At 70.6% G+C, this 23,946-nt stretch carries 23 protein-coding genes; 10 read left to right on the forward strand and 13 right to left on the reverse strand.

Annotated elements, in window-relative coordinates:
* Window positions 1–34: 34 nt before the first annotated feature.
* A complete protein-coding gene (locus tag Raf01_RS02725; RefSeq protein WP_203916064.1) occupies window positions 35–745 on the reverse strand; it encodes an NUDIX hydrolase in 711 nt (236 codons plus the stop codon).
* Between the two features lie 44 nt (window positions 746–789).
* Here Raf01_RS02725 and Raf01_RS02730 point away from each other — a divergent pair, with 44 nt between their 5' ends.
* Complete coding sequence (locus Raf01_RS02730; protein WP_203916065.1) at window positions 790–1,884, forward strand: Gfo/Idh/MocA family protein; 1,095 nt, start codon at window positions 790–792, stop codon at window positions 1,882–1,884.
* Here Raf01_RS02730 and Raf01_RS02735 read toward each other — a convergent pair.
* The 4 genes from Raf01_RS02735 to Raf01_RS02750 form a co-directional block, all read right to left on the reverse strand.
* Window positions 1,874–2,911 (reverse strand): hypothetical protein, encoded by a 1,038-nt coding sequence (locus Raf01_RS02735; RefSeq protein WP_203916066.1) that lies wholly within the window; start codon window positions 2,909–2,911, stop codon window positions 1,874–1,876. The two genes, Raf01_RS02730 and Raf01_RS02735, sit on opposite strands and share 11 nt — an antisense overlap.
* Window positions 2,912–3,054: 143 nt before the next feature.
* Window positions 3,055–4,053: an inorganic phosphate transporter gene (locus Raf01_RS02740; RefSeq protein ID WP_203916067.1), complete on the reverse strand. Its 999-nt coding sequence runs from the start codon at window positions 4,051–4,053 to the stop codon at window positions 3,055–3,057.
* On the reverse strand, window positions 4,050–4,676 hold the full coding sequence (locus Raf01_RS02745) for a DUF47 domain-containing protein (protein ID WP_203916068.1): 627 nt from the start codon (window positions 4,674–4,676) through the stop codon (window positions 4,050–4,052). Before Raf01_RS02745 ends, Raf01_RS02740 begins: the two co-directional genes overlap by 4 nt.
* Window positions 4,677–4,725: 49 nt before the next feature.
* The gene (locus tag Raf01_RS02750) at window positions 4,726–5,613 is read right to left on the reverse strand and encodes a PPK2 family polyphosphate kinase (protein ID WP_239133308.1); all 888 of its coding nucleotides are present in this window, start codon (window positions 5,611–5,613) and stop codon (window positions 4,726–4,728) included.
* 160 nt (window positions 5,614–5,773) lie between these two features.
* On the opposite strand from Raf01_RS02750, the gene sigJ reads away from it, so the two are divergent.
* Both sigJ and Raf01_RS02760 read left to right on the forward strand, forming a co-directional pair.
* On the forward strand, window positions 5,774–6,706 hold the full coding sequence (gene sigJ / locus Raf01_RS02755; protein WP_203916070.1) for an RNA polymerase sigma factor SigJ: 933 nt from the start codon (window positions 5,774–5,776) through the stop codon (window positions 6,704–6,706).
* Between the two features lie 111 nt (window positions 6,707–6,817).
* Entirely contained in the window at window positions 6,818–7,816 is a 999-nt protein-coding gene (locus tag Raf01_RS02760; protein ID WP_203916071.1) for an LLM class flavin-dependent oxidoreductase, read from the forward strand.
* Here Raf01_RS02760 and Raf01_RS02765 read toward each other — a convergent pair.
* Window positions 7,786–8,286 carry a DUF402 domain-containing protein gene (locus Raf01_RS02765; RefSeq protein ID WP_203916072.1) on the reverse strand — a complete coding sequence of 167 codons (501 nt, stop codon included), beginning with the start codon at window positions 8,284–8,286 and terminating at the stop codon, window positions 7,786–7,788. The two genes, Raf01_RS02760 and Raf01_RS02765, sit on opposite strands and share 31 nt — an antisense overlap.
* Window positions 8,287–8,506: 220 nt before the next feature.
* Between Raf01_RS02765 and Raf01_RS02770 the strand changes: the two genes are divergently transcribed.
* The gene (locus Raf01_RS02770) at window positions 8,507–10,405 is read left to right on the forward strand and encodes an ATP-dependent DNA helicase (RefSeq protein WP_239133326.1); all 1,899 of its coding nucleotides are present in this window, start codon (window positions 8,507–8,509) and stop codon (window positions 10,403–10,405) included.
* On the opposite strand, the gene Raf01_RS02775 is transcribed toward Raf01_RS02770, so the two are convergent.
* Window positions 10,402–11,658, reverse strand: a complete 1,257-nt coding sequence (locus Raf01_RS02775) for an AI-2E family transporter (RefSeq protein ID WP_239133309.1) — start codon at window positions 11,656–11,658, stop codon at window positions 10,402–10,404. The genes Raf01_RS02770 and Raf01_RS02775 overlap by 4 nt on opposite strands.
* A gap of 141 nt (window positions 11,659–11,799) precedes the next feature.
* Between Raf01_RS02775 and Raf01_RS02780 the strand changes: the two genes are divergently transcribed.
* Window positions 11,800–12,135, forward strand: coding sequence for a GroES family chaperonin (locus Raf01_RS02780; RefSeq protein WP_239133310.1), 336 nt, complete (start codon window positions 11,800–11,802; stop codon window positions 12,133–12,135).
* An 18-nt stretch (window positions 12,136–12,153) separates the two neighbouring features.
* Here the strand turns inward: Raf01_RS02780 and Raf01_RS02785 are convergent, their stop codons facing one another.
* The 3 genes from Raf01_RS02785 to Raf01_RS02795 all read right to left on the reverse strand — a co-directional run bounded on the left by Raf01_RS02785 (window position 12,154) and on the right by Raf01_RS02795 (window position 15,779).
* The gene (locus tag Raf01_RS02785) at window positions 12,154–13,482 is read right to left on the reverse strand and encodes a PrsW family intramembrane metalloprotease (protein ID WP_203916075.1); all 1,329 of its coding nucleotides are present in this window, start codon (window positions 13,480–13,482) and stop codon (window positions 12,154–12,156) included.
* Window positions 13,483–13,508: 26 nt separating this feature from the next.
* Window positions 13,509–14,675 (reverse strand): FUSC family protein, encoded by a 1,167-nt coding sequence (locus Raf01_RS02790; protein ID WP_239133311.1) that lies wholly within the window; start codon window positions 14,673–14,675, stop codon window positions 13,509–13,511.
* A gap of 213 nt (window positions 14,676–14,888) precedes the next feature.
* On the reverse strand, window positions 14,889–15,779 hold the full coding sequence (locus tag Raf01_RS02795) for a hypothetical protein (protein WP_203916076.1): 891 nt from the start codon (window positions 15,777–15,779) through the stop codon (window positions 14,889–14,891).
* Here Raf01_RS02795 and Raf01_RS02800 point away from each other — a divergent pair.
* Window positions 15,778–16,545, forward strand: a complete 768-nt coding sequence (locus Raf01_RS02800) for an ABC transporter ATP-binding protein (RefSeq protein WP_203916077.1) — start codon at window positions 15,778–15,780, stop codon at window positions 16,543–16,545. The genes Raf01_RS02795 and Raf01_RS02800 overlap by 2 nt on opposite strands.
* 7 nt (window positions 16,546–16,552) lie before the next feature.
* Window positions 16,553–19,123 (forward strand): ABC transporter permease, encoded by a 2,571-nt coding sequence (locus Raf01_RS02805; RefSeq protein ID WP_203916078.1) that lies wholly within the window; start codon window positions 16,553–16,555, stop codon window positions 19,121–19,123.
* Between the two features lie 19 nt (window positions 19,124–19,142).
* On the opposite strand, the gene ligD (Raf01_RS02810) is transcribed toward Raf01_RS02805, so the two are convergent.
* The 3 genes from ligD (Raf01_RS02810) to Raf01_RS02820 are packed head-to-tail and all read right to left on the reverse strand — an operon-like array spanning window position 19,143 to window position 21,424.
* Window positions 19,143–20,054, reverse strand: coding sequence for a non-homologous end-joining DNA ligase (ligD, locus tag Raf01_RS02810; RefSeq protein ID WP_203916079.1), 912 nt, complete (start codon window positions 20,052–20,054; stop codon window positions 19,143–19,145).
* Window positions 20,047–20,961 carry a non-homologous end-joining DNA ligase gene (gene ligD, locus Raf01_RS02815; protein WP_203916159.1) on the reverse strand — a complete coding sequence of 305 codons (915 nt, stop codon included), beginning with the start codon at window positions 20,959–20,961 and terminating at the stop codon, window positions 20,047–20,049. Before ligD (Raf01_RS02815) ends, ligD (Raf01_RS02810) begins: the two co-directional genes overlap by 8 nt.
* Before the next feature lie 25 nt (window positions 20,962–20,986).
* A complete protein-coding gene (locus tag Raf01_RS02820) occupies window positions 20,987–21,424 on the reverse strand; it encodes a hypothetical protein (protein ID WP_203916080.1) in 438 nt (145 codons plus the stop codon).
* Window positions 21,425–21,673: 249 nt separating this feature from the next.
* Between Raf01_RS02820 and Raf01_RS02825 the strand changes: the two genes are divergently transcribed.
* The 3 genes from Raf01_RS02825 to ku all read left to right on the forward strand — a co-directional run bounded on the left by Raf01_RS02825 (window position 21,674) and on the right by ku (window position 23,945).
* Entirely contained in the window at window positions 21,674–22,519 is an 846-nt protein-coding gene (locus Raf01_RS02825) for a helix-turn-helix domain-containing protein (protein ID WP_203916081.1), read from the forward strand.
* 41 nt (window positions 22,520–22,560) lie between these two features.
* Entirely contained in the window at window positions 22,561–22,770 is a 210-nt protein-coding gene (locus tag Raf01_RS02830) for a DUF397 domain-containing protein (protein WP_203916082.1), read from the forward strand.
* 164 nt (window positions 22,771–22,934) lie between these two features.
* A complete protein-coding gene (gene ku, locus Raf01_RS02835) occupies window positions 22,935–23,945 on the forward strand; it encodes a non-homologous end joining protein Ku (RefSeq protein ID WP_203916083.1) in 1,011 nt (336 codons plus the stop codon).
* Window position 23,946 lies beyond the last annotated feature (1 nt).

A 23,946-nucleotide genomic window follows, 5' to 3' on the forward strand; every position in this document is an offset into this window, starting at 1 on the left:
CCTCAGCGAGCCGGCGTCGAGAAGGTGGCGGCCTTCAGAACACGAGCCGGCCCTCGACCAGTCGTGGGCGCACCGGGTTGACCGCATCCCGGTGCGCCGCCGCGGCCATGGCCTCGTCGATCCCGCCGTGCCCGGCCAGCTGATCGAGCGTGGTCCGGGTCGGAGGCAACATCGGCAGATCCTGGGTCTCGGCGGGTGCCACCCAGAGCGACAGTGACGCCTCCGTACCGATGTGCCGGGTCAGTTGTCCCTCCGGCAGCCGGGCGAGGAAGAAGTACGTGTCATACCGGCGGGGTTCGAATTCCGGCGTGATCCAGCGGCTCCACGCCGCCAGCAGGTCGCCGCGCAGCACCAGCCCCCGGTCCCGGAGCAGCTCGGCAAAGCCGATCTCGCGCGACTCGACCGCTCGGCGGGCATCCTCCCAGTCCACCGTCGACACGTCGGCGAGCACGGAGTCCGCGGACGGCCCCGCGAGCAGCACGCCGGTCTCCTCGAACACCTCGCGCACGGCCGCGCAGACGACTGCCCGGGCCTGGTCGGCGGGCAGCCCGAGCCGCTCGGGCGGGGCCACCCAGTCCAGCTCGGTGGCCGCGTCGCGGGGGTCGACGGTACCGCCGGGGAACGCGTACATCCCGCCGGCGAAGGCCATGCTGGCCGCCCGGCGGACCAGATAGACCTCGAACGGGGAGCGGAGCAACAGGACGGTCGCGGCGGGCCGGGGACGCGCGACGGACTCGGGACTCACGCGTCGACCCTACTTGGCCCGAACGCACATGATTGGATCAAGCCATGACCACTCCGGAACGGCCGCTTGACCGCAGCGCCTCGTCCCTCGGCGCCGCTGGCGGCCGCAACACTCAAGAGCGGCCGCTTGACCGCAGCGCCTCGTCCCTCGGCGCCGCTGGCGGCCGTGGCACCACCCGAATCCGCTGGGGCATCCTGGCCACCGGCCGTATCGCCAACACCTTCGCCGAGGATCTCGCGCTCCTGCCGGACGCGGAGATCGCCGCCGTCGGCTCCCGTACCCTCGACGCCGCCCGGGGCTTCGCGACCCGGCACGGGATCCCCCGCGCGTACGGCTCGTGGGACGAGCTGGCCGCCGATCCGGACATCGACGTGGTCTACGTCGCCAACCCGCACTCCGCTCACCACGCGGCGACCCGGCTGATGCTGTCGTCCGGCAAGGCGGTGCTCTGCGAGAAGCCGATCACCCTGGACCTGGCCTCCACGCAGGACCTGGTCACCGTCGCCAGAGAGAACGGCGTGTTCTTGATGGAGGCGATGTGGATGCGCACGATCCCGGCCATCCGCAAGATCGCCGGCCTGGTGGCCGACGGGGCGCTCGGTGAGGTGACCGCCGTGTACGCGGACTTCGGGGTCGCCGGGCCGTTCGCGCCGGAACACCGGATGCGCGACCCCGCGTTGGGCGGCGGCGCCCTGCTCGACCTGGGCATCTACCCGGTCACGTTCGCGCACCTGTTCCTCGGGCCGGCGCAGCGCACCACCGCGCTGGCCACGCTGACCCCGGAAGGCGTCGACGAGAACACCGCGATCGTCCTGGGCTATGACAACGGCGCCCTGGCCAGCCTGCACTGCGGGATCGTGGGGGCGTCGCCGAACATCGCCTCGATCGTCGGCGAGACCGGCCGGATCGAGCTGCCGGCGCCGTTCTTCCGCCCCGACCGGTTCACCATTCACCGGGGTGAGCACGCCGAGGTCGTGCAGGTGCCGATCCGCGGCAACGGCATGGGCTACGAAGCCGAAGAGGTCATGCGCTGCCTCCGCGAAGGGCTGACCGAGAGCCCGCTGGTGCCGCTGTCCGCGACCCTGGACGTGATGCGCTGCCTGGACGCCGTACGCGCGCAGATCGGCGTCACGTACTAGCGGCTTCGCTCGACACCGAGCCGGCCGCCGCGACCGAGAGCGTCAGCCGGTTGCGTGCCGGGCCGGAGGCGGGCAGCACCTCGACGGCCTGGTTCGTCGAGACGAATCCGGCACAGAGGGTGTACTCGCCGCCCGGGCCGCCGAGACCGGGCGTGGCGCCGCTCACCTCGACCGTCTGCCCCGGCTCCACGATGCCGGCGGTACCGGCGTCGACCACCAGGGTGGCGTCGAGATCCTCCCCGCCCGGCCCGCGTACGGACAGGTGCCAGCGATCGGCGTGCGCGGTGAACTCGCCGACGTTGCGCACCTGGTACCCGCAGCGGAACGGCGCCCCGGCGACCGGTGCGCCCGGCTCGACGGTCAGCCCGGACGTCAGCATCAGGTCGTGGTACGGCGGCTGTGCCGGCCGGTAGTCCTGAGCGAACAGGCCCCGCCACCGGTCCTGGACGTCGCCGGCCTCCAGTGACCAGGAGCCGTCCGGCCTGCGGGTGACCGTGCCCTCCACGTCCGGGCAGCGATTGTCGTAGATGTGCAGTTCATCGCCGTCGTACCCGTAACAGACCACCTGGTGGTTGTCGCCCAGGTCGGTCAGCAGGGTCGACCGGAGCAGCCCGAGGACCACCGGATCGCCGCGGTCGATCGACCGTCGGATCCGGACCAGTTCCTGGCTGGTCCGGGTGTGGACGCCGGGCAGCCGCAGGATGTCGTGATCGGGCCGCAGCGTCCAGGCGATGAACTTGGTCGCCGATCCGGTGAGGAAGCTGTCGATCAGGCGGTGGTAGATGTAGCCGGCGAGCACGCTGCCGTCGGGCGGCACGCCGTCGGCGAAGTCGCCGGTCTCGTGGGTGGGGACGGGCAGCCCCGCGTGGAAGTAGTCGAGCGCGGCGTAGGCCATGCCGCCGCACCGGCCGCCGGTCGTCACGTCCACCGCCCCGTGCAACGGGACATGCAGCGTGACGATGTGGTTGACGAAGTTGTTGGGGAAGTGGAAGCCGTTCTTCCCGGCACGGAAGGCGGTGTCCGGCATGGGTCCTCCCGCGGTCGCGGTCGGCCGCCCTCGGGGGCGTTTGCGGACACCGTAGGCGGGCCGGTGACGCTGCGTACACGCAGCGACGCGCAGCCGACAGCGCGGACAGCCGTTCGGTCGAGGAGGGGTCGGGCGGAACGGCGTCAGAACAACGGATGGATCGCGAGGTAGACGATCGCGCCGACGGCTCCGGCGGCGGGGAAGGTGAGCACCCAGGCGACCAGGATGTTGCCGGCGACGCCCCAGCGGACCGCGGAGAGCCGCTTCGTCGCGCCGACGCCCATGATGGCCGAGGTGATCGTGTGGGTCGTCGAGATCGGCAGGCCGTACGCGGTCGCTGTGTAGAGCACGGCCGACGCCGTGGTCTCGGCCGCGAATCCCTGCGGCGGGTCGAGGTGGATGACTCTGCGGCCGAGGGTACGGATGATCCGCCAGCCACCCGAGTACGTGCCGGCGGCCAGTACCAGGGCGGTCAGCACGTCCACCCACCACCGGTGGCGGGTGGCGCCCTGGTACCCGCCGACGGTCAGCCCGAGCAGCACGATGCCGACCGTCTTCGAGGCGTCCTGCATACCGTGCCCGATCGACATGCCGAACGCGGAGACCGACTGGGCGATCCGGAAGCCCCGGTTGAGTGTGCCCGGATGTCCCTTCCGGAAGATCCAGAGAACGGCGAGCATGACCAGGTACCCGAGGATCAGCCCGACCACCGGCGAGACCACCATCGGGATGATCACGCTCTTCAGGATGCCGTGCCACAGCACGATGCCCGGGCCGGACAGCAGGGTCGCGCCGACCAGACCGCCGAACAGCGCGTGTGACGACGAGGACGGGATGCCGAAGTACCAGGTGATCAGGTTCCAGGCGATCGCGCCGATCAGCCCGGCGATCACGACGCCGAGACTGCCCGTGCCCTCGGGCAGATTGACGATGCCCTTCCCGACGGTGGCCGCGACCTTGCCGCCCAGGAAGGTACCGATGAGGTTGCCGACCGCCGCCATGAGCAGGGCCACCCGCGGAGTCAGCGCGCGCGTCGAGACCGAGGTCGCGATCGCGTTGGCCGCGTCGTGGAACCCGTTCGTGTAGTTGAAGCCCATCGCGAAGACGATCACCGCGATGGTGGCGAGCAGTTCGAAGCTCACGATTCCTTCACCGCGATGGTTTCCACGGTGTTGGCGACCCGTTCGAACGAGTCACACGCCAACTCCAACTCCTCGACGACCTCCTTCATCTTGAGCACGGTCAGCGCGTCGTACTCCCCGGAGAAAAGCCGTACCAGCAGCATCCGGTAGGCCCGGTCGCCCTCGTTCTCCAGCCGGTTGCACTCGACCCAGTAGTCTTCAAGATCCTTCAGGCCCTTCAGCCGCGGCATCGCGTCGGCGGTGACCCTGGCCTGGCGGTCGAGAACGTCCACCATCTCGTGCATCTCCCGGGGCAGGGCCGGCATCTTGGTCAGCCCGTACAGGTAGACCAGGCTGCCGACCGCCTCCAGGTGATCCATGACGTCGTCCAGGTTCGAACCCAGCCGGTAGATGTCCTCCCGGTCGAACGGCGCGATGAACGTCGAGTTGATCTTCTGGTACAGGTCATGCGTGATCGCGTCGCTGTCGTGTTCGACCTCGACCAGCCGCTCACTGATCGCCTGGATGTCGGCGCCGGGCAGGATCAACTCGGCCAGCAGCTCGGTGCCGGTGACGAGGTTCTGCGCGGCCCTGCTGAAGAATTCGTAGAAGGAGTTGTCGCTGGGACGCAGTCGGAATCGCACGCGGGGAACCTCACACGGTACGGAGGGGTGATCTCGCGGGAACTCTAGTTCACCGCCTGGTCACCCGGTGTTTGGCGGGGCTTGTGGAAGCCGCCAGCCGGCGCCGCTCGGCGGCGACGTCGAAGTCGCCCTCCGGATAGGTTAGCCGCAGATCCGCGAAAGCTTCTCTGAGCAGCGTCGCGACGGCCCAATCGCGGTACCACTTCCGATTTGCCGGAACCACGTACCACGGTGCGTAATCGGTCGAACACTCCGTAAGCGCATCCTGGTACGCCTCCTGGTACTCGGTCCAGTAGCCCCGTTCGTCCACGTCTGCCGGGTTGTACTTCCAATGCTTGGTCGGGTCGTCCAGCCGCTGCTCGATGCGCGCGCGCTGCTCCTCGAAAGATATGTGCAACATCACTTTGACGATGGTGGTGCCGTTACGGGTCAGATCCCGCTCGAACTGGTTGATCTTCTCGTACCGCTCCCGCCACACGGCCGGGGCGACCAGCTCGTGTACCCGCGCCACCAGCACGTCCTCGTAGTGCGAACGGTTGAAGACGCCGACATATCCGGCAATCGGCAGGGCAGCCCGTACCCGCCACAGGAAGTCGTGCGCCAGCTCCTCGGGAGAGGGCTTGCCGAAGCTGACGATGTGCAGGCCCTGAGGGTTCATGGTGCCGGCGACCTTTTTGGTCGTGCCGTCCTTCCCGCCGCAGTCCATGGCCTGCAGTACGAGCAGTAGGCGACGGCGGGAATGGCCCGCCTTGGCGCCCGCGTACAGGCGCTCCTGGTGCGAGGCGAGGTCGGTGCCGATGGACTCCAGCTCCCGCCGCGTCCAAACCTTCGGCTCCTTGCCGGCTTTCTTCGGCAGGCCGGGGGTACCGGCCGGATCGATGGCGCCGAGATCCACCCGGCCGCCCGGTGCCACCCGGAGGATGTCGCGTAGGTTCACCGGCCGATCATCGCGCATTCATATGGATCAGCAAGCCGGGCGCGATCTCGCCGCCGGCCGGCCGGCCGGTCGTGACCCGACTCCCGCCGGCCGTGCCGGCCGCGCCGCCGACCGTCGTTCAGGCCAGCCGCCGTGGCCGGGGTCACCGTAGGCTCGACGGATGGTCGATGAGTCCGGCGGGCAGTTCGAGGAGCACCGTGGCCACCTGTTCGGCGTCGCGTACCGGATGCTGGGCAGCCGGTCGGAGGCCGAGGACGCCGTCCAGGAGACCTGGCTGCGCTACGCCTCGTCCGGGTCCGAGCCAGCGGATCTGCGTGCCTGGCTGACCACCGTGATCGGCCGGATCTGCCTGGACGTGCTGCGTTCGGCGCGGGTACGCCGGGAAGCGTATGTCGGCCAGTGGCTGCCCGAACCGATCGTCACCCGGCTGCCCAGTGGCGCCCCCGATCCGGCCGACGAGGTCGCGCAGCACGAGCAGGTCAGCCTCGCGCTGCTGGTGGTGCTGGAGCGGCTGACCCCGGAGCAGCGCGTCGCTTTCGTCCTGCATGACGTGTTCGCCGTACCGTTCGAGTCCATCGCGGCCACTCTGGACACCACACCGGCCGCGGCCCGGCAGCTGGCCACCCGGGCACGGCGCACGCTGGCCGGACCGGAGACGCCCCGGCACACCGCCGACCTGACCGAGCAGAGGCGGGTCATGTCCGCGTTCGTCGCCGCGGCCGCTCGGGGCGACCTGGACGGACTGGTCCGCATCCTGGCACCGGACGTGGTCGTCACCGGCGACGGCGGTGGCCTCGCCCCGGCCAGCCGGCAGCCGGTCGTCGGCGCCTCTCAGGTGTCCCGCTTCGTGCTCGGCCTGTTCCGCCAGGCCGACCGGTTCCAGGTGGCTCGCGCCGAGCTTGCCCTGGTCAACGGCGATCTCGGCCTGGTGATCGACGGAGTCGACCCGGCCGGCAACCCGAGCCTGACGGTGGTGGCGCTGGCCGTGGCGGACGGGAAGATCACGGCCGTCTACAACCAGCTCAACCCGAACAAACTCCGCGAGGTCCCCCGTCCCGACGCGGCGACAGCGAGCTGGCCGCCCACTGTGTGAGTAGACGCCGGCTGGGCTGAGGAAGGCGCCTGCTGGCTCTGGGCCCGGCCCACGGTCGCCATTCCCGGAAGGGAATTGCCGGGACACCGCGCGGCCAGCACGATCCACGACATGGACAGCGTGGCTGACGGCAATCACCTGGGTGTGGTGCTACCGACCGGGAAGGCCCAGTGGGGCGAGGGTACGGATCCGCGCGACCTGATCGATTTCGCGGTACGGGCCGAACGGCTCGGCTACGCCTCGATCTGGGCGGGCGACACGCTGCTGCGGCCGGTGATCGAGACGTTCACCATGCTGTCCGCCGCGGCGGCGGCGACCGAGCGCGTGGGACTCGGCAGCGCGGCCCTGATACCGGCCCTGCGCCGGCCGGTCCAGGCGGCGCAGGCGATCGCCTCACTCGACCTGCTCTCCGGTGGGCGGCTCACCCTCACCGTCGGCGCCGGGTTTCCCCACCGCTCCGAGACCGAGTACGCGGTGGCGGAGGTGCCCTGGCGGGGACGGTTCGCCCGGCTCGATGACACGGTCGCGCTGTGGCGGCAGCTGTGGACCGCTGACGGACCCACCTCGTACCACGGCGACGTGCTGCACTTCGATCACATCCCCGAGGCCATCCGTCCGGCCCAGCCAGGCGGGCCGCCGATCTGGCTCGGCGGTGCCGCTCCCGCCGCACTCGACCGCGCCGGCCGGCTCTACGACGGCTGGCTGCCGTACCCGCCGGAACCGGCGGACTACCAGACCGGACTGGCGGCGGTGCGCCGGGCGGCCATCGGGGCGGGCCGGTCGGCCGAAGCGGTGACCCCGGCACTGTTCGCGACCGTGCTCATCGTCGACGACCCGGAGGCGGGACGCCGGGCCCTCGCGGAGTACGCGCAGCGCACGTACCGGATGCCGATCGAGGTCGTGGAGACCATCCAGCTACTCGTCGCCGGTCCCCCCGAGACGGTCACCGCCGCGCTCGACCGGTACGTCGCGGCGGGCGCCCGGCACGTCGTGTGCCGCATCGGCGCGCTGGACCTGAAGTCCCAGCTCGATCAGCTCGAACTGATCAGCGAGCTGCGCCTCTCGCCGGCCGGGGCGGCTCAGAGCACCTGGTCGAGCCAGGCCCGATAGCCGCCGGCAAACGGCTCGGTGTCGTCGGAGAGCGCCTTGACCAGCCAGTGGGCGGCCGCCCAGGCGTTGTTCACCACATCCTCCGGGTATCCGAACCGGACCCGGTTGACCTCGAACTCGTCCTCGTCGACCAGTTCCACGACGCTCTCCACGCGCCGTCGCCGCACGTCGAGGTCCAGGTCGACGAACCGGACCAGGTACCGGTCGACCCAGGTCGCCGGCGTGGCGATGTCGCAGTAGATCTCGGTGCGCCTGGGCGGCGCGTTGAACAGCGCCGTCCACCAGGCGTCCCGGGGCACCAGCAGGACGTAAGGGTCGTCGTACTTGTAGCCCTCGTTGTGCGCGTACCGGGGCTCCGGTACGCCCAGCCAGACGCCGTGCTCGTCCTCACCCAGGCGCAGAGCCTCATATCCACGGTGTGCGCCGCCGTCGTACTTCGTGTACTCGACGCGCACCACCTCTCTGGCCATGAGCAGACAGTACTGTCCACCACCCTGGTAACACAGTTAGCGAACTGGAGTTTTCCCCGACGTGTCCGGTGGATAACTCGCCGGGGGTGTGGACGACGCACCGGGGCGTCGGAGGCACGCGGTAGCGTTCTCACCCGTGAGCCGACCCAGCGTTGACAGTCTGCTGACCGCCGCCGTGACGGCCGTCCCCGGCGGTGCGAAGCGTCCCGGGCAGCAGGCCATGGCCGCCGCCGTAGCCGAAGCGGCGAAGAGTGGGGAGCACCTGCTCGTCCAGGCCGGCACGGGCACCGGCAAGTCGCTGGCCTACCTCATCCCCGCCCTGCTCGTCGACGGCCCGGTCGTGGTGTCCACCGCCACCCTCGCGCTCCAGTCCCAGCTGGTCGACCACGACCTGCCCCGGCTGGCCGACGCGATCGAGCCGGTGCTCGGCCGGCGCCCCACGTTCGCGGTGCTCAAAGGCCGGCATCACTACGCCTGCCTGGCCCGGCTGGACAACCTGAACGAGGAGGAGCCGACCGACTCCCTGTTCGAGTCCGAGGGCGGCGGCACGAAGTGGCTCGGTGAGGCCGGCCGGCTGGGCAAGCAGATGCAGCGACTGCGCGACTGGGCGCTGGAGTCGGACACCGGTGACCGCGACGAGCTGGATCCGGGCGTCGACGACACCGCCTGGCGGCTGGCATCCATGCCGGCCCGTGAGTGTGTCGGCGCGGCCCGATGCCCCTACGGCTCGGAGTGCTTCGCCGAGGCGTCGCGGGCGCGGGCCCGCGAGGCCGACATCGTGGTCACGAACCACAGCCTGCTCGCCGTCGACATGCTCGCCGGCCGGCACATCGTGCCGCCACACAAGCTCCTCGTGGTCGACGAGGCGCACGAGCTGGCCGACCGGGTGTCCAGCGCGGCGCAGGCCGAGCTGTCGCCGGAGGCCATCGAGCGGGCGGCCCGGCGGGTGCGTTCCCTGGTGGACACCGACGACCACGACCGGCTGGTCGAGGCGGGCGACGGGCTGGCGGCCGGGTTGACCGAGGCGCAGCCGGGCCGGCTGACGGCCGGGCTGCCGGCGGCGATCGCCGAGGCGCTCACCCTGCTCGACAGCGCCTGCCGGCGCATGCTCGACCGCCTCGGCGACGTGAAGGCCGAGGATCCCGACCCGGTGCGCAAGCAGCAGGCCAAGGCGACGCTCTCCGAGATGTCCGAGACCGCCCAGCGCCTGCTCGCCGCGGCCGACTTCGACGTTGCCTGGATCGAGCTGGGCGACCGACGCCGGGCCATCGTCGTGGCGCCTCTGTCGGTCGCCGGCACGCTGGCCAACCACCTGTACGAGGACCGCACCGTGGTGGCCACGTCGGCCACCCTGGCTCTCGGCGGCCGGTTCGACACGGTCGCGCGGGCGCTGGGCCTGAGCGAGGACCCGTCGACGGTCGACCCGAAGGTGTCCCCGTCCTGGAAGTCGCTCGACGTGGGCTCACCGTTCGACTACCCGAAGCAGGGCATCCTCTACGTCGCCGCGCACCTGCCCCGGCCGAGCGCGTCCGGGCTGTCCGACGCGGCGGCCGACGAGCTGATCGCCCTGGTTCAGGCGCTCGGTGGGCGGACGCTCGGGCTGTTCTCGTCCCGGCGGGCCGCGGAGCGCGCGGCCGAGGTGCTGCGGGCGAAGACCGACGTTCAGGTGTTGCTGCAGGGCGACGAGGCGCTGCCCCTGCTGGTCCGCAAGTTCCGTGACGACCGCACCAGTTGCCTGATGGGCGTCATGTCGCTCTGGCAGGGCGTCGACGTGCCCGGCGACGCGTGCCAGCTGGTCGTCATCGACCGGCTGCCCTTCCCGCGCCCCGACGAGCCGCTGGCCGCGGCCCGGGCGGCGGCCGTTGACGCGTCCGGGGGCTCCGGCTTCGCCGCCGTGAGCGTGCCGATCGCCGCCGTACGGCTCGCTCAGGGCGTCGGCCGGCTGATCCGCAGCGCGCAGGACAAGGGCGTGGTCGCCGTACTGGACTCGCGGTTGGAGACCGCCCGGGGATATGGCGGCTACCTGCGCCGCACGCTGCCGCCGTTCTGGTACACGACGAAGCCCGAGGTCGTCCACGGCGCGCTGCGCCGGCTGCGGGAGCCCGCCCCAACGGGCTAGCTCTTGACCACGACTTCCTTGGGCGGCGGCGGTTCCGGCTGATGTCGCTGACGCGCGGCGAGGTGCCGGATCCCGGTGTTGAGCACCGCCAGGATCGGTACCGCCACCAGCGCGCCGATGATCCCGGCCAGCACCACGCCGGTCGCGATCGCGACGATCACGGCCAGCGGGTGTACCGCGACCGCCCGCCCCATGATGAGCGGCTGGAGCACGTGCCCCTCGAACTGTTGGACGAGGATGACCACGGCCACGACCAACAGCGCGGTGACCGGGTTCCGGGTGACCAGAGCGACCAGTACGGCGATCGTGCCGGTGAGCGTCGCCCCGACGATCGGGATGAAGGCGCCCAGGAAGACCAGGGCCGCCAGCGCGAAGGCCAGGTCGACCCGCAGGATGACCAACCCGATGCCGATGCCCGTCGCGTCGATGAACGCGACCAGCACGGTGGCCCGGACGTACGCGACCAGGGTCTGCCAGGACTGCTCACCCGCGCCGCGCACCGGCTCCCGGGCGGCGACCGGCAGCAGGTTGACCAGGAACCGCCAGATGCGCCGCCCGTCGCGGAGGAAGAAGAACGTGGTGAACAGCGTCAGGAAGGCGGACGCGATCACCTCGAACGCCGTCGTGGCGGTCGACCAGGCCCCGGTGGTCAGCAGCGACTTGTGGTCGTTGAGCCAGTCCTGGACCGAGTTGAGCGCCGAGTTCAGCTGCTGGTCGGACAGGTGCATCGGCCCGCGCTTGAGCCAGTTCTGGATCTGCTGGATGCCGCCCTGCGCCTGCTGGCTCAGCTCACCCCAGCTGTTCACGAACTCGGTGACGACCAGTGTCAGCACGCCGGCGACCACGGCGAGGCCGGCGATCATCGTGAGCGCGGTGGCCAGCGACCGGTGCACGTGAGCGCGCTGGCGCAGGAAGCCGACCGACGGCGCGAGCAGCGCGGACAGCAGGAGCGAGATCGCGATCGGCACGACGACCTGGTGTAGCGTGCCGACAACCCACAGCAACGCCGCCCCGGCCACCGCGACGATCAACAGACGCCACGACCAGGCGGCCGCGATCCGCAGCGGGTACGGCACATCCTGGCCGTCCTTGCCGACCGGGTGTTCGGGGTACTCGGCGTACTCCTCGCTGTCCACCGGATCGTCGCCCGTCACGTCGGGCTCGCGCGACTCGATGGCGGCGCTGCGCGCGGTTTGGCGACCGGCCTGATAAGCCCGCCAGATATTCGCCTGTACCTGCCTGAAACGGCCCAAGGCTCTCTCCATCTACCGGCCTCGCCGATCCCCACCCGCTCGATGGCTACCGACTGTGACGCGGTGCCGTCCCGTAGCGGTGCCCCCACCAGACCTACCGTACCGAGGCAGGCAATCGAGATCCGCTGTACCGTACCGATCGTGAACGCGAACGACCCCGACCAAGGTCTGCCCATCCGCCTGCTCCACGACCGCGTCCTCGTCCGGCTGGAGGGAAACGAGGGGGAACGACGCTCTGCCGCGGGCATCGTGATTCCCGCCACCGCCTCGGTCGGCCGGCGGTTGTCCTGGGCTACGGCGGTGGGCGTCGGCCCACACGTACGGTCGATAGTGATGGGTGATCGGGTCCTCTTCGATCCCGACGACCGCTCGGAAGTCGAACTGCACGGGCGCGACTACATCCTGTTACGAGAGCGCGACGTCCACGCCGTCGCGGCCAGCCGGGTCGAGCCCGACGCTACCGGGCTCTACCTGTAGTCCAACGCGCTCGCACCGCTACCGGTAACCGGTCTGCGGGTACCGGGGCAGCACCACGGGCACCGGTACCACCGGCAGCTCCGGCGGCTCGACCGTGCGCACCGAGCCGTCCGGGAAGCTCACGTGATAGCGGGTGCCGTCCCAAGTCACCGGCGGCGCGTGCGGATCCCGGGAGAACTTGCCCCGGTACCAGGCGATCGCCTCCAGCAGCCGGCGCTCTTCGGCGAGCATGGCGGTCAGGTCGGCGGGCCGCATCGCCAGGCCGCGGTGGAGGCCGTCGCGGAGCAGGGCGAGCTGGGTAGCGGCGAACTGGTACCCGCGCATCGCCCGGTCGCCCTCGTCGCCGGCCACCCGCTTCGCCCAGGCTCGGGCGGACATCCGCCGCCCCATGGTGACCAGCGTGGCGACCTCCGGCGCGGTGAGCCAGCCGGTCCGCACGTACTCCGGCAGGATCCGCTCGGTCAGCCGGCCCTCCCACGCTCGCAGGTAGAGGGCGAGCCCAACCATGGCCAGGAAGATCGGAACCATCACCGAGAAGTACCCGTAGAGCTGGATCAGGTACTGGCCGGTCTGCTGGGCCAGGGTGATCATGAGGTTCCACGAGCCATGCATGATCATCGCAGCGAGGAGCCCGGCCAGCGGAGCCAGCCGGCGCACGGCCTTCGAGCCGGCCCGGGCGGCGACGCCCAGCCCGACGCCGGTCATGGAGGTGAACAGCGGGTGGGCGAAGCCTGACAGCAGGATCCGGGCGATGAAGAGCGCGATGACCTGGGAGAGGCCGCCCGCCACGCCGCCCTTGTCGGCTCCGCTGGCGTACCCGTACCCGCCCAGGTACAGGATGTTCTCCACCATCGCGAAGCCGGTCGCGGACAGTCCACAGTAGACGATCCCGTCGACCACGCCGGAGAACGTCCGGCGCCGGCGCCAGAACAGCAGGATCGGGCCGAGCGCCTTCATCGACTCCTCGATGATCGGCGCCACCACCACCGCGACCAGGGCCGCCGGCCAATGCAGCTTCCCGAACGCCCAGCCGGCCAGGTTGTTCAGCAGGAACGCGACGAGGGTCGCCACGCAGGCGCCCCAGGCGAAACAGTAGGCCAGGTACTTGATCGGCTCCGGCTCGTACCGGTCGAGCCAGAAGAAGGCCGCGACCAGCACCGGTACCGGAATGATCGCGGCGAGCACGCCGACGGCCAGCGCCCGCGGGCCGATGTTGTATCCCAGCAGGATCAGCATCGCCACACCGCACAGCGCGATGAAGACGATCAATCCGGCCAGCAGGCCGATCCTCTTCCAGTCTGGCCGTCGGGGCTGGATCGGTTCGAGGCTCCCAGCGAGCTGGCTCATGGACTGAGACTAGACCCTGTCCCTGCCTACCTTGCCGGGCGTGAGGGGCGGGCCACCCGGCCGGCGGCCCGGTGGATCAACCGCGTCGTCGCGCGGTCCGACACCCCGGTGGCCAGCAGCAGATCGGTGCCGATGGTGCGGATCTGCGCGGCGATCACCCCGGCGGAGAAGCCCAGGCCACGCCGGTACGCCTCGCCGGCTATGGCCACCGAGGCCAGGGTGAGTTCCCGGGTGCGTACCGGATCCCGGCCCGCGGCCAGCTCCCGCACCAGGGTTTCCACCGCCTCGGACGCGCTCTGCAACGAGGCGATCAGGGCGGCGGGCGACTCCTCGCCGTCCTCGATCGCGATCACCGCCCGGCGTGCCAGCACCCTCGCGTTGCGCAGGGCGTGGTCGATGTGTGGGGCGGCGTCGACATACTCGGTCAGCGGCACCCGGGCCCGCCACCGGACCGGCGCCAGCGTCGCGGTCTCCCGGGCATCGGCCAGCGCGTCCTGGAACCGGGTGACCGACGCGTCCGCGTCCCGCAGTGCGTCCAGGGCCGCCTGCGCGTCCTGGAGGCTGCCTGCCCGCAACGCGGCGGCGCAGTCCCGCAGCCCCTCGGCCAGGCAGCCGAACGCCGGCTCGGCCGCACGCTTGATCACCGTGAGCGGGTTGATCTGGAGCAGCAGCGCCAGCACCAGCACTCCGACCACACCGCCGGCCAGGGCGTCCACGAAACGCGAGTAGTAGATGCCGCTCTGCGGCGGCGCCAGGGTCGACACCAGGACGGCCGAGGACGCCGCCTGACCGATCACGGTCGGGCTGCCGCCGAGGAACACGCAGGCCAGGATGACGAAGGCGACGGACACTCCGATCTGCCACGCCCCGGTACCGGTGAAGTAGATCAGCAGATCACCGAGCAGGATTCCCAGCGCCACTCCGACCAGCAACTCCACGGCCCGGCGTAGCCGCTGGCCGACCGACACGTTCAGCACGATCACGGCGGCGATCGGCGCGAAGTACGGGTGCGGGTGGCCGATCAGCTCGTGCGCGACCAGCCAGGCAAGCGATGCCGCCAGGCCGCCCTGGGCGGCGAACAGCAGGCTTCCGCGCAGGCGCCGGACGCGGTCGGACAGGTCCGCCCTCGACCGGTGGCTGATCTCGTTGACCGCGTCTACGGCTGTGTGTACCCGGGTTCCGGCCATCGCCATGGTCGAAAGACTATGCGTCCGGCCTGCCCGAATACGCTCAGATGAAGCCAGACCGTGTCTCGAAGTGCCTGGCCGGCCTGCGGCGGGTCCAGACGACGACCGGCGGCCTTGTCGTCTCGTCCGGATACAACACCGGTATCCGGACGAAACTCCGCCTTGCCGGATCGCCGCCTGGACCTCGCCTCGGCTCGACCGAGCACTCCGAGACACGGCCTAGTCGTAGAAGCCGCCCACCTCGGGGTCGAACCCGAATTCGGGGTCGACACGCGGATCGGGCCGGCGACGCCTGCCCCGGTAGACCAGCATGCCGAGCATGCCCACCCCACCGACTACCAGCACGGCACCGAGAATCATGATCCATGGCCCGATCGAACCGCTGGTCTTCAGCGGCGCCGTCTGGGCGCTCGGCGCCCCGTTGTTGAGCGGGACGACCTGGCCGCCCAGGCTGCTGGGGGCGAACAGCGCCGGTTCGGTCGGCTCCTGCGCGACAGACGTCGCGGCGTGGGTCGGCGTCGGCCGCCCGGCGTTCGGGGTGGGACTGACAGCGCCCTGAATCGTGTACGTGGCCACCTGCGCGGGCCGCCCGAGAGTCCCCGGTACCGCGACCCGGTGCGCCCCGGCGGCACGGGCTCTGGCCGGTGGCCGGGCGCGGATGCTCGCGACGCAGGCGGTGGTGCCGTTTCGCCGGGCCGACCGCTGCGGGGCGCCGAGCGGCAGGCCGTCCCAGGTGAACTGCACGACCGGGCAGCCCAGCCTCGGTCCCTGCTGCGTGCCGGACGGCTGGACCCGGTACTGGGCCACGAAGACCGCGGTGGGCAGGCCGTGGTTGGGCGCGAGGGTGAGCGAGGAATCGTTCGGAGCCGACACGGCCGGTGACCCGATCAGGACCACGCCGGTCAGGACCGCCGCGCCGAACAGGGGCACGGACGCGAGCCGGAGTACGCGCATCGGCTCATCGTGGACCAGGGCGCCGGTTCGGGCTACCCCGCGTGGGGGAGTTGGCACCCCGAGGCTCGCCAGGGTCGGGTCCTCCTTGAGTCGTACCCACAAAGCGTTCTTCGCGGCGACGACCGCGGCCCTCGCGCCGCCATAGCGTGCCGGCATGACAACATCCACGACCACGACCCGGGCCGCCGTGTCGATGAATGAGCTGGTCAAGGTGTACGGGACCGGAGACACCGCGGTACGCGCCCTGGACCGGGTGAGCGTCACCTTCGGCGCTGGCGAGTTCACCGCCATCATGGGCCCGTCCGGCTCCGGCAAGTCGACCCTGATGCACTGCGCCGCCGGCCTGGACACGGTCAGCTCCGGCACGGTCGCCATCGGCTCCACCCAGATCACCGGCATGTCCGACAAGGCCCTCACCCGGCTGCGCCGGGAACGAGTCGGATTCGTGTTCCAGTCCTTCAACCTGCTGCCCACGCTCACCGCCGCGCAGAACATCCGGCTGCCCTTGGAGCTGGCCGGGCGGCGGGCCGACCGGCAGTGGTACGACACCGTCATCGACGTGCTCGGCATCCGGAGCCGGCTGGAACACTTCCCGGCGCAGCTGTCCGGTGGGCAGCAGCAACGGGTCGCGTGCGCCCGGGCGCTGCTGCCCCGGCCGGACGTCATCTTCGCCGACGAGCCGACCGGCAACCTGGACTCCCGCTCCGGCGCCGAGGTACTGGGCTTCCTGCGCGACTCGGTACGCGAACTCGGCCAGACCGTTGTCATGGTCACCCACGACCCAAACGCCGCCTCGTACGCCGACCGGGTGGTCCTGCTCGCCGACGGCCGGCTGGCTGGCGACCTGCCCGACCCCACCGCCGACGGTGTCCTCGACGCGCTGCGGCGGCTGAGCGAGCCCGCGCCAACCCGGAGGGGCTGAGCCGGAGATGCTGAAGACCACACTCGCCGGGCTGCGGGCCCACACCCTGCGGCTGCTCGCCACCGCCCTGGCCATCGTGCTCGGCGTCGGCTTCATCGCCGGCACCCTGATCTTCAACGACACGATCAAGGCCGCGATGTACGACGAGTACGCCCGCACCGCGCGCAACGTCGACGTCTCCATCACGCTGCCCGATTCGGCACAGGCCCGCGCTCCCCAGGCCGGCTCTCCCCAAGCCATGGAGTTGCCGCTGTCCACACTGGACAACGTGCGCCGCGTGCCCGGCGTGGCGTTGGCCGACGGACGGATGCACGAAACCCTGCCGCTGCTGAACAAGAAGGGCAAGCTGGTCGGCAACGACGGCAAGCCGGGTATCGCGCTGTCCGCCGGTACCGTGCCGGCGCTGCGCCCGTACGACGTGACGAAGGGACGCGTACCGGCCGGCGTCACCGAGGCCGCCCTCGACGCCGACACCGCGGCGCACACCGGGTACGCCGTCGGCGACACCCTGACAGTGCTGGACACCAAGCAGGTCAGGCACACCGTGACCCTGGTCGGCATCGTGAGCTTCGGCGACTCCAAGCAGTACGCCGGCGAAGCCGTGGTGATCCTCACCCAGGACGCGATGGCGCGCCTGGCCGGGGCCACCGGGTACAGCCAGGTGGTGGCGAAGGCGGCACCGGGCCAGGACCAGTGGCTGCTCACCCGCAAGGTACGCGCCGCGCTGCCCGAGGTGCGGGCCGTCGCCGGGGCACAGTACCGGGACAACCTGGCGAACGACGCGATCAACCAGCTCAGCCAGTTCACCGAGGTGCTGCTGATCTTCGCGATCATCGCGTGCGTGGTGTCCGCGTTCGTCATCTACAACACGTTCAACATCCTGATCGTCCAGCGCATGCGGGACATGGCGTTGCTGCGCTGCGTCGGCGCGTCCCGCGGCCAGCTGTTCGGTTCGGTGCTGCTGGAGTCCGTCGCGGTCGGGCTGGCCGGCGGCGTACTGGGCATCGGGCTCGGAGCCCTGCTCGGGTACGGGCTGTTCCGCGGGCTCGGGGCGGTGGACGAATCGCTACCGTCGCACGCCGTCGTGCTCACGCCCACCCCGATCGTCGTCGCCCTGCTGGTCGGTGTCGTGGTCACCGCGGCGTCGGCGCTCATCCCCGCGGTACGGGCAACCCGGGTGCCGCCGCTCGCGGCGCTCCAGGTGGCGCCGCTTGCCACCGCGTCCCCGGGCCGGCGGCGAGTCCTCCGGATCGCGGCCGCCGTACTGGTCGCCGCGGCCGGTACGGCGCTGACCGTGGCCGGTTCCCGGACATCCGGCGACGCGCAGACCGCGACGCTGGCCGTGGTGGCCGGCGGGCTGGTGAACTTCCTCGCCGTACTGATCGCGTCGCCGCTGTTCGTCGGCCCGCTCACCGCCGCGCTGGGCTGGCTGCCGGGACGCCTGTTCGGTACCCCGGCCCGGCTCGCCGCCGCGAACGCCCGGCGCAATCCGGGCCGTACCGCGGCCACCACGGCGGCGCTGATGATCGGCGTGGGCCTGATGTCGGCGGCGACGGTGGCGATCACGACCGTCAGAACCACGGCCAACGATCAGCTCAACACTCACTACCCGATCGACTACATGCTGCGGTCCAGCGATCCCGACCACGGCTCGGGCGTCCCCACGGAGGTGGCGCGCCGGCTGCGCGACCGGCCCGAACTCGGCACGGTCGCCGAGATCCGGCTCGGTCAGGTCACCCTCGACGGCACCCGGCTCGACGTCGGCTCGGTCGACCCGTCCGGTCAGGCGTTGCTGACCGGCGCGGCGATGCCGGTCGTCGCCGGGTCGACGGCTCACCTGGGGCGTGGATCGATCATCCTGTTCACCTCCGCACCGGACGCGAAGGGCAAGAAGGTCGGCGACACCGTCACGTTGTCCACCGGGGACGGACGCGGTGGCCGCTTCACCGTGGCCGCGCTGGTCAGCGGCGAGTCGCAGTTCGGGGTCGCGCTCCTGGCGTGGTCCGACTTCGCCACGCTGTATCCGGCGAGCACCGACGACACCGTCCTGGTGAAGGCGGCGCCCGGGGTGTCGCCGGCCAGCTCGCAGGCGGCGGTCGAGTCGGTGACGGACGACTATCCGGTGATCAGCGTCGCAAGCCTCGCCGAGTGGCGATCGGAGATCAACCAGTCGGTCGACTCGCTGATCGCCGCGGTCGCGGCCCTGCTCGGAATCGCCGTCGTCATCGCGCTGATCGGCATCATGAACACGCTGTCGCTGTCGGTCTTCGAGCGCACCCGCGAGTCGGCGATGATCCGCGCGCTCGGCCTGACCAGGGGACAGCTGCGCGCCACCCTGCTGATCGAGGCGCTGCTGATGGGCGTGGTCGGCGCGATCGTCGGCTTGAGCTTCGGCCTGCTGTACGGCTGGGCCACCACCCGGGTGATGTTCACCGGCTTCGCTGCGGAGGTGACGGTACCGGTGGGCCAGCTGCTCGGGTACCTGGCCATCGCCGCCGTCGCCGCGGTCGCCGCCGCCGTACTGCCGGCCCGCCGGGCGGCCCGCGCCTCGATCGTGTCGGCCATGGCGGAGACCTGAGCGTGCGGCGACCTGAGCGTCAGGACCGGCGGGACGGCCGGGGTACCTCCGGACCGTCTCCGCCGGTCAGGTCGGCGAACAGGTCGCCGTACCGCTTGATCCGCTTGAGCACCTCGTCGGCGCGGAACTGGCGGACCCGGCCCTTCTCCAGCTCCGTCCAGGTCAGCGGCGTGGAAACGGTCGGCGCCGGCTCGGCACGCATCGAGTACGGCGCCACCGTGGTCTTCGCCGCGTTGTTCTGGCTCCAGTCGATGAACACCTTGCGTGGGCGCAGGTTCTTGGCCATCCGGGCGACGATCAGCTTCGGGTTGTCCCGCTCCAACTCCTCGGCGATCCTCCGGGCGTACGCGGCCACCTCCTCGGCCGGCTGGCTGCCCGCGATCGCGCACATCAGCTGCATGCCCTTGCGTCCGGAGGTCTTCGGCTGCGGGTCCAGGCCATCGGCGGTTAGCCGCTCGCGCAGCAGCAGGGCCACCTCGGTGCACTCGGGCAAGCCCGCGGGCGGGCCGGGGTCCAGGTCCACGACCAGCCGGTCCGGCCCCGCCGAGCCGACCGTCCACTGTGGGACGTGCAGTTCCAGGGAGGCGAGGTTGGCCAGCCAGACCAGGGTCGGCAGGTCATCGGCGACGACATAGTCCAGGGTCTCCCGGCCCTTCGACGAGCCGGGTGCGGGCAGGGTCTCGATCCGTACCCAGTGCGGGACGCCGGCCGGCGCGTTCTTCTCGAAGAATCCGTTGCCGCCGACCCCATTCGGGTACCGGATCCGGGTCAGCGGGCGGCCCGCCAGGTGCGGCAGGAGGACCGGTGCGACCCGGGTGTAGTAGTCGATCACTTCGCCCTTGGTGAACCCGGCGGCCGGGTACAGCACCTTGTCGAGATTGGACAGCTCGAGGGTGATGCCGTCGACCTGCACCGGGAAGCGATCAGGCATCGACACACTCCTCCGGAGACTTGTCGGTGCGCAGCCGCTCCAGGCGCGGGAAGCGCAGCCGGTGGTCGGCGGTCACCTGGCCGTACCGGACCTCCACCACGACCTGTGGCCGTACCCAGACCGCGTCCCGGGCGTCCTCCCGGGGCAGCGGGCTCGCGAACGGCGAGGACGGCACGATCAGCGGACGCAGCGCGGCGAGCAGGTCCCGCTCCTTGGCGGCCGAGATCCCGCCGCCGACGCGGCCACGGAACTCCAGCCGACCGTCCGGCCGCGCGGTGCCGACCAGCAGGGCTCCGATGGTCCGCGCGCCCCGTCGCCAGCCGCCGACCACCAGGTCGGCAGTGTGCTCCCGCTTGTACTTCACCCAGTCCGGCGAGCGGGTACCCGGCCGGTACGGCGCCGAGAGCCGCTTGGCCACCACCCCCTCCAGCGCGTACTCGTCGGCAGCCGCCAGGGTCGCGTCACCGTCATCGAACCGGGGAGGTACCAGCCATCGCCTCGCGGACAGGTCCAGGTCTTCCAACGCGGCGCGGCGGTCGGCGTACGACCGGCCGGTCAGGTCGAGCCCGTCCAGCGCGAGCAGGTCGAAGATCATGTACGTGACCGGACGGGTGGCCGCGAACCGGGCCGCCCGGCCCGCCTCCCGGACATGCATCCGCTCCGCGAGCGCGGTGAACGAGGGCCGCCCGTCCTCGTCCAGCACGACGATCTCCCCGTCGAGTACCGCCTGGTCGAGGACCGCGCCCAGCGGCGCCAGCTCGGGATAGGCCGCGGTGACCTCCGCGCCGCTACGGGCACGCAGCCGCAGGGTGCCGCGCTCGACGGTGGCGATCACCCGCACGCCGTCCCACTTGAACTCATACGCCCAGCCCGGCCCGCTCGGCAGCGGACCGGCGGTGGCGAGCATGGGCGCGCCGGGCACCCTTCAGACCCTATAGCGGCTGGTGCGCCCCTGGCCGGCAGAAATAGCGGGCGGCCGCGCGCAGCCCGCCGGCCACCGCCCACATCGGGGCCCCGGTCACCCAGCCCCGGACCGCGCGCCGCGGCGACCTGGCCGGCCCGGTCTCGCCGGCCGCGACCAGGTAGGCGGCGAACATCTCCTCAGCCTGATCGGCGACCAGATGGGCGCGACCGCAATCGTCGCCACCAGGCAGAACCCGGGCGGCGGAATACAGGGTGGCGTGCACATCGCTGCTCAGCATCGGCCCGTCGCCGACCACCGTTGGCAGGAGGTCGGCGGCCATGGCGAGAAGTCCCGCACCGATCGTCGTCGCGACCGATTCGAGCCCGGAGAGCGGCCGCTTGACCGCGGCAGCTCGTCCCTCCCCGCCGCTGGCGGCGGATGAATCGGTCGGAACGATCATGGTCACGCCCGGACTCCTCCCCTGGCCACCGCTCCAACCACGTCGCTCGTCGGTCCGGCCCAAGGACCGATCCGCGACGCGTGCGTGGCGCCGCTCTCCCGCAGCCGTCGTCATCCGGAACAGCCGACTTCGGGGAACTCGACGCCGACGCTCCACACAGCATGCACCGACGTCTATTGCGATGCAACTCCCAGATAATCACGTTGCGTCACGAGTCCCTAGCATTCCTCTGCTACAGATGCGAGACTCAGCGCCGTGACCAGCAGCCCGACCGTTCGCCGCCGCCGTATTGCCCGCGAGCTTCGCCAGTTGCGCGAACAAAATGGATTGACACTGGACCAGGCCGCGCGGCAGCTCGATATGTCCAAAAGCAACCTGTCCCGGATCGAGAACGCGCAGATCGGCATCAAGCCGCGTGACGTGCGCGCCGCTCTCGCCCTCTACCAGGTCAACAATGCCGACGCCGAGGTGCTGATTGAAATAGCCCGGGGCGCCCAGCAGCGGGGCTGGTGGCACAACTACAGCGACGTCCTGCCGGAATGGTTCGAGTTCTACGTCGGACTCGAGGCCGAGGCGTCCGTGATGCGCACCTACGAGGCCGAGTCGGTGCCGGGGTTGATGCAGACCGAGGCGTACGCGCGTGCCATGTTCCTGCTGACCGTCGGCGACGTGGACATCGACCGCAAGGTTGCCGCCCGGATCCAGCGCCAGGAGATCCTGCGCCACCAGGAGACGCCGGTGGCGCTGTCCGCCGTCCTGAACGAGGCGGTGCTGATGCGCCCGGTCGGCGGACCCGACGTGATGAGCGAGCAACTGGAGCAGCTAGCGGATCTTGCGAAACTACCGAACGTAACTATCCAGGTACTACCGATGGCGGCCGGTGGGCACCCTGCGATGACAACACCCTACGTAATCCTGAGCTTCAAAGACGCCCCGGCCGAATCAATCGTTTACCTGGAAAATCTCACAAATGGACAAGCTTTGGAGGAGCCCGAACACGTCGGAGGGTATACCATGGTCCACGAGAAGCTGTGCAGTATGGCGCTCGGTCCCGACGACTCGATTGCCCTACTACGCGAAGCTTCTCGTAACATTCAGTAACTCCTCCGATAGCTCTCCTAAAAGACAAAAGGGGGTGCGGTATGGCCGCCATGGACCTGACCCGCGCCGCGTGGCACAAAAGCTCACGCAGCAGCGGTAACGGCAACTGTGTCGAGGTCGCGATCCTCGACGACACAGTTGCGGTCCGCGACACCAAAGACCGCAGCGGTCCGGTGCTGGTATTCACGCCAGCCGAATGGAGCGCGTTCGTAGCCGGCGCCAAGGACGGAGAATTCGACCTCGCCTGCTGAGTTAGCCGAACACCAACGACCCCTGAGCAGGGGGTCGTTGCTTGCTTTTTGGGGCGCCCTCGCTGAGAGCGCCCCACACATTACGTTCCGTCTGGGCCGGTAATTGCGCCTTTGAACCCTTCGGAGCGGTCGTTTTCCCTGGTCGTCGGTCGTATCCTGGCTGTATGCGGGCGATCTGGAAGGGCGCGGTCTCGTTCGGCCTGGTGTCGATCGGGGTCCGCCTCTACTCCGCGACCGAAGAGAAGGACATTCGCTTCCATCAGGTGCACCGCACCGATGGCGGGCGCATCCGGTACAAGCGGGTGTGCTCGGTGGACGGCGAGGAAGTCTCGTACGACGACATCGCCAAGGGCTACGACATCGGCGGCGGCGAGATGGTCATCCTCGATGACGAGGACTTCGCCGACCTGCCGCTGACCACCTCGCACGCCATCGAGGTGCTGGAGTTCGTGCCGGCCGAGCAGGTCGACCCCATGCTCTATGCCAAGGCGTATTACCTGGAGCCGGAAAACACCGCCGCCAAGCCGTACGTGCTGCTGCGCGACGCGCTGACCGGGGTGGACCGGGTCGCCATCGTGAAGGTCGCGCTCCGCCAGCGGGAGCAGCTGGCCACCCTGCGGGTCCGCGAGGGCGTGCTCGTCCTCAACACGATGCTGTGGCCGGACGAGGTGCGTGCGCCCGCGTTCGACTTCCTCGACGAGGACTACTCGGCCCGGCCGCAGGAGCTGGCGATGGCCGAGTCGCTGATCGACTCCATGGCGGCCGACTTCGAGCCCGACGCGTACACGGACAACTACCGCGAGGCTCTTCAGGAGGTCATCGACGCGAAGATCGAAGGCCGCGAAGTGGTCGCGCCGGCCGAGGAGGAGGCAGCGCCGGCACCGGCCGTCGACCTGATGGCCGCGCTGCGGGCGTCGGTGGACCGGGCCCGGGCGGCACGCGGCGAGTCGGGTGCCCCGCGCTCGTCGGAACCGACACCGATCACCTCGGCGAAGTCCGCCAGGAAGGCCGCGGTGAAGGCCGCCCCGGCGAAGAAGACCACCAAGGCGGCGCCCGCGAAGAAGACGGCCGCGAAGGCAGCCGCGGACGAGGACAAGCAGGCCACGAAGAAGACCGCCGCGAAGGGTACGGCGGCCAAGAAGACGGCCGCGAAGAAGGCGCGCCGGTCGGCCTGAG

Source organism: Rugosimonospora africana (assembly GCF_016862975.1).
Lineage (GTDB): Bacteria > Actinomycetota > Actinomycetes > Mycobacteriales > Micromonosporaceae > Rugosimonospora > Rugosimonospora africana.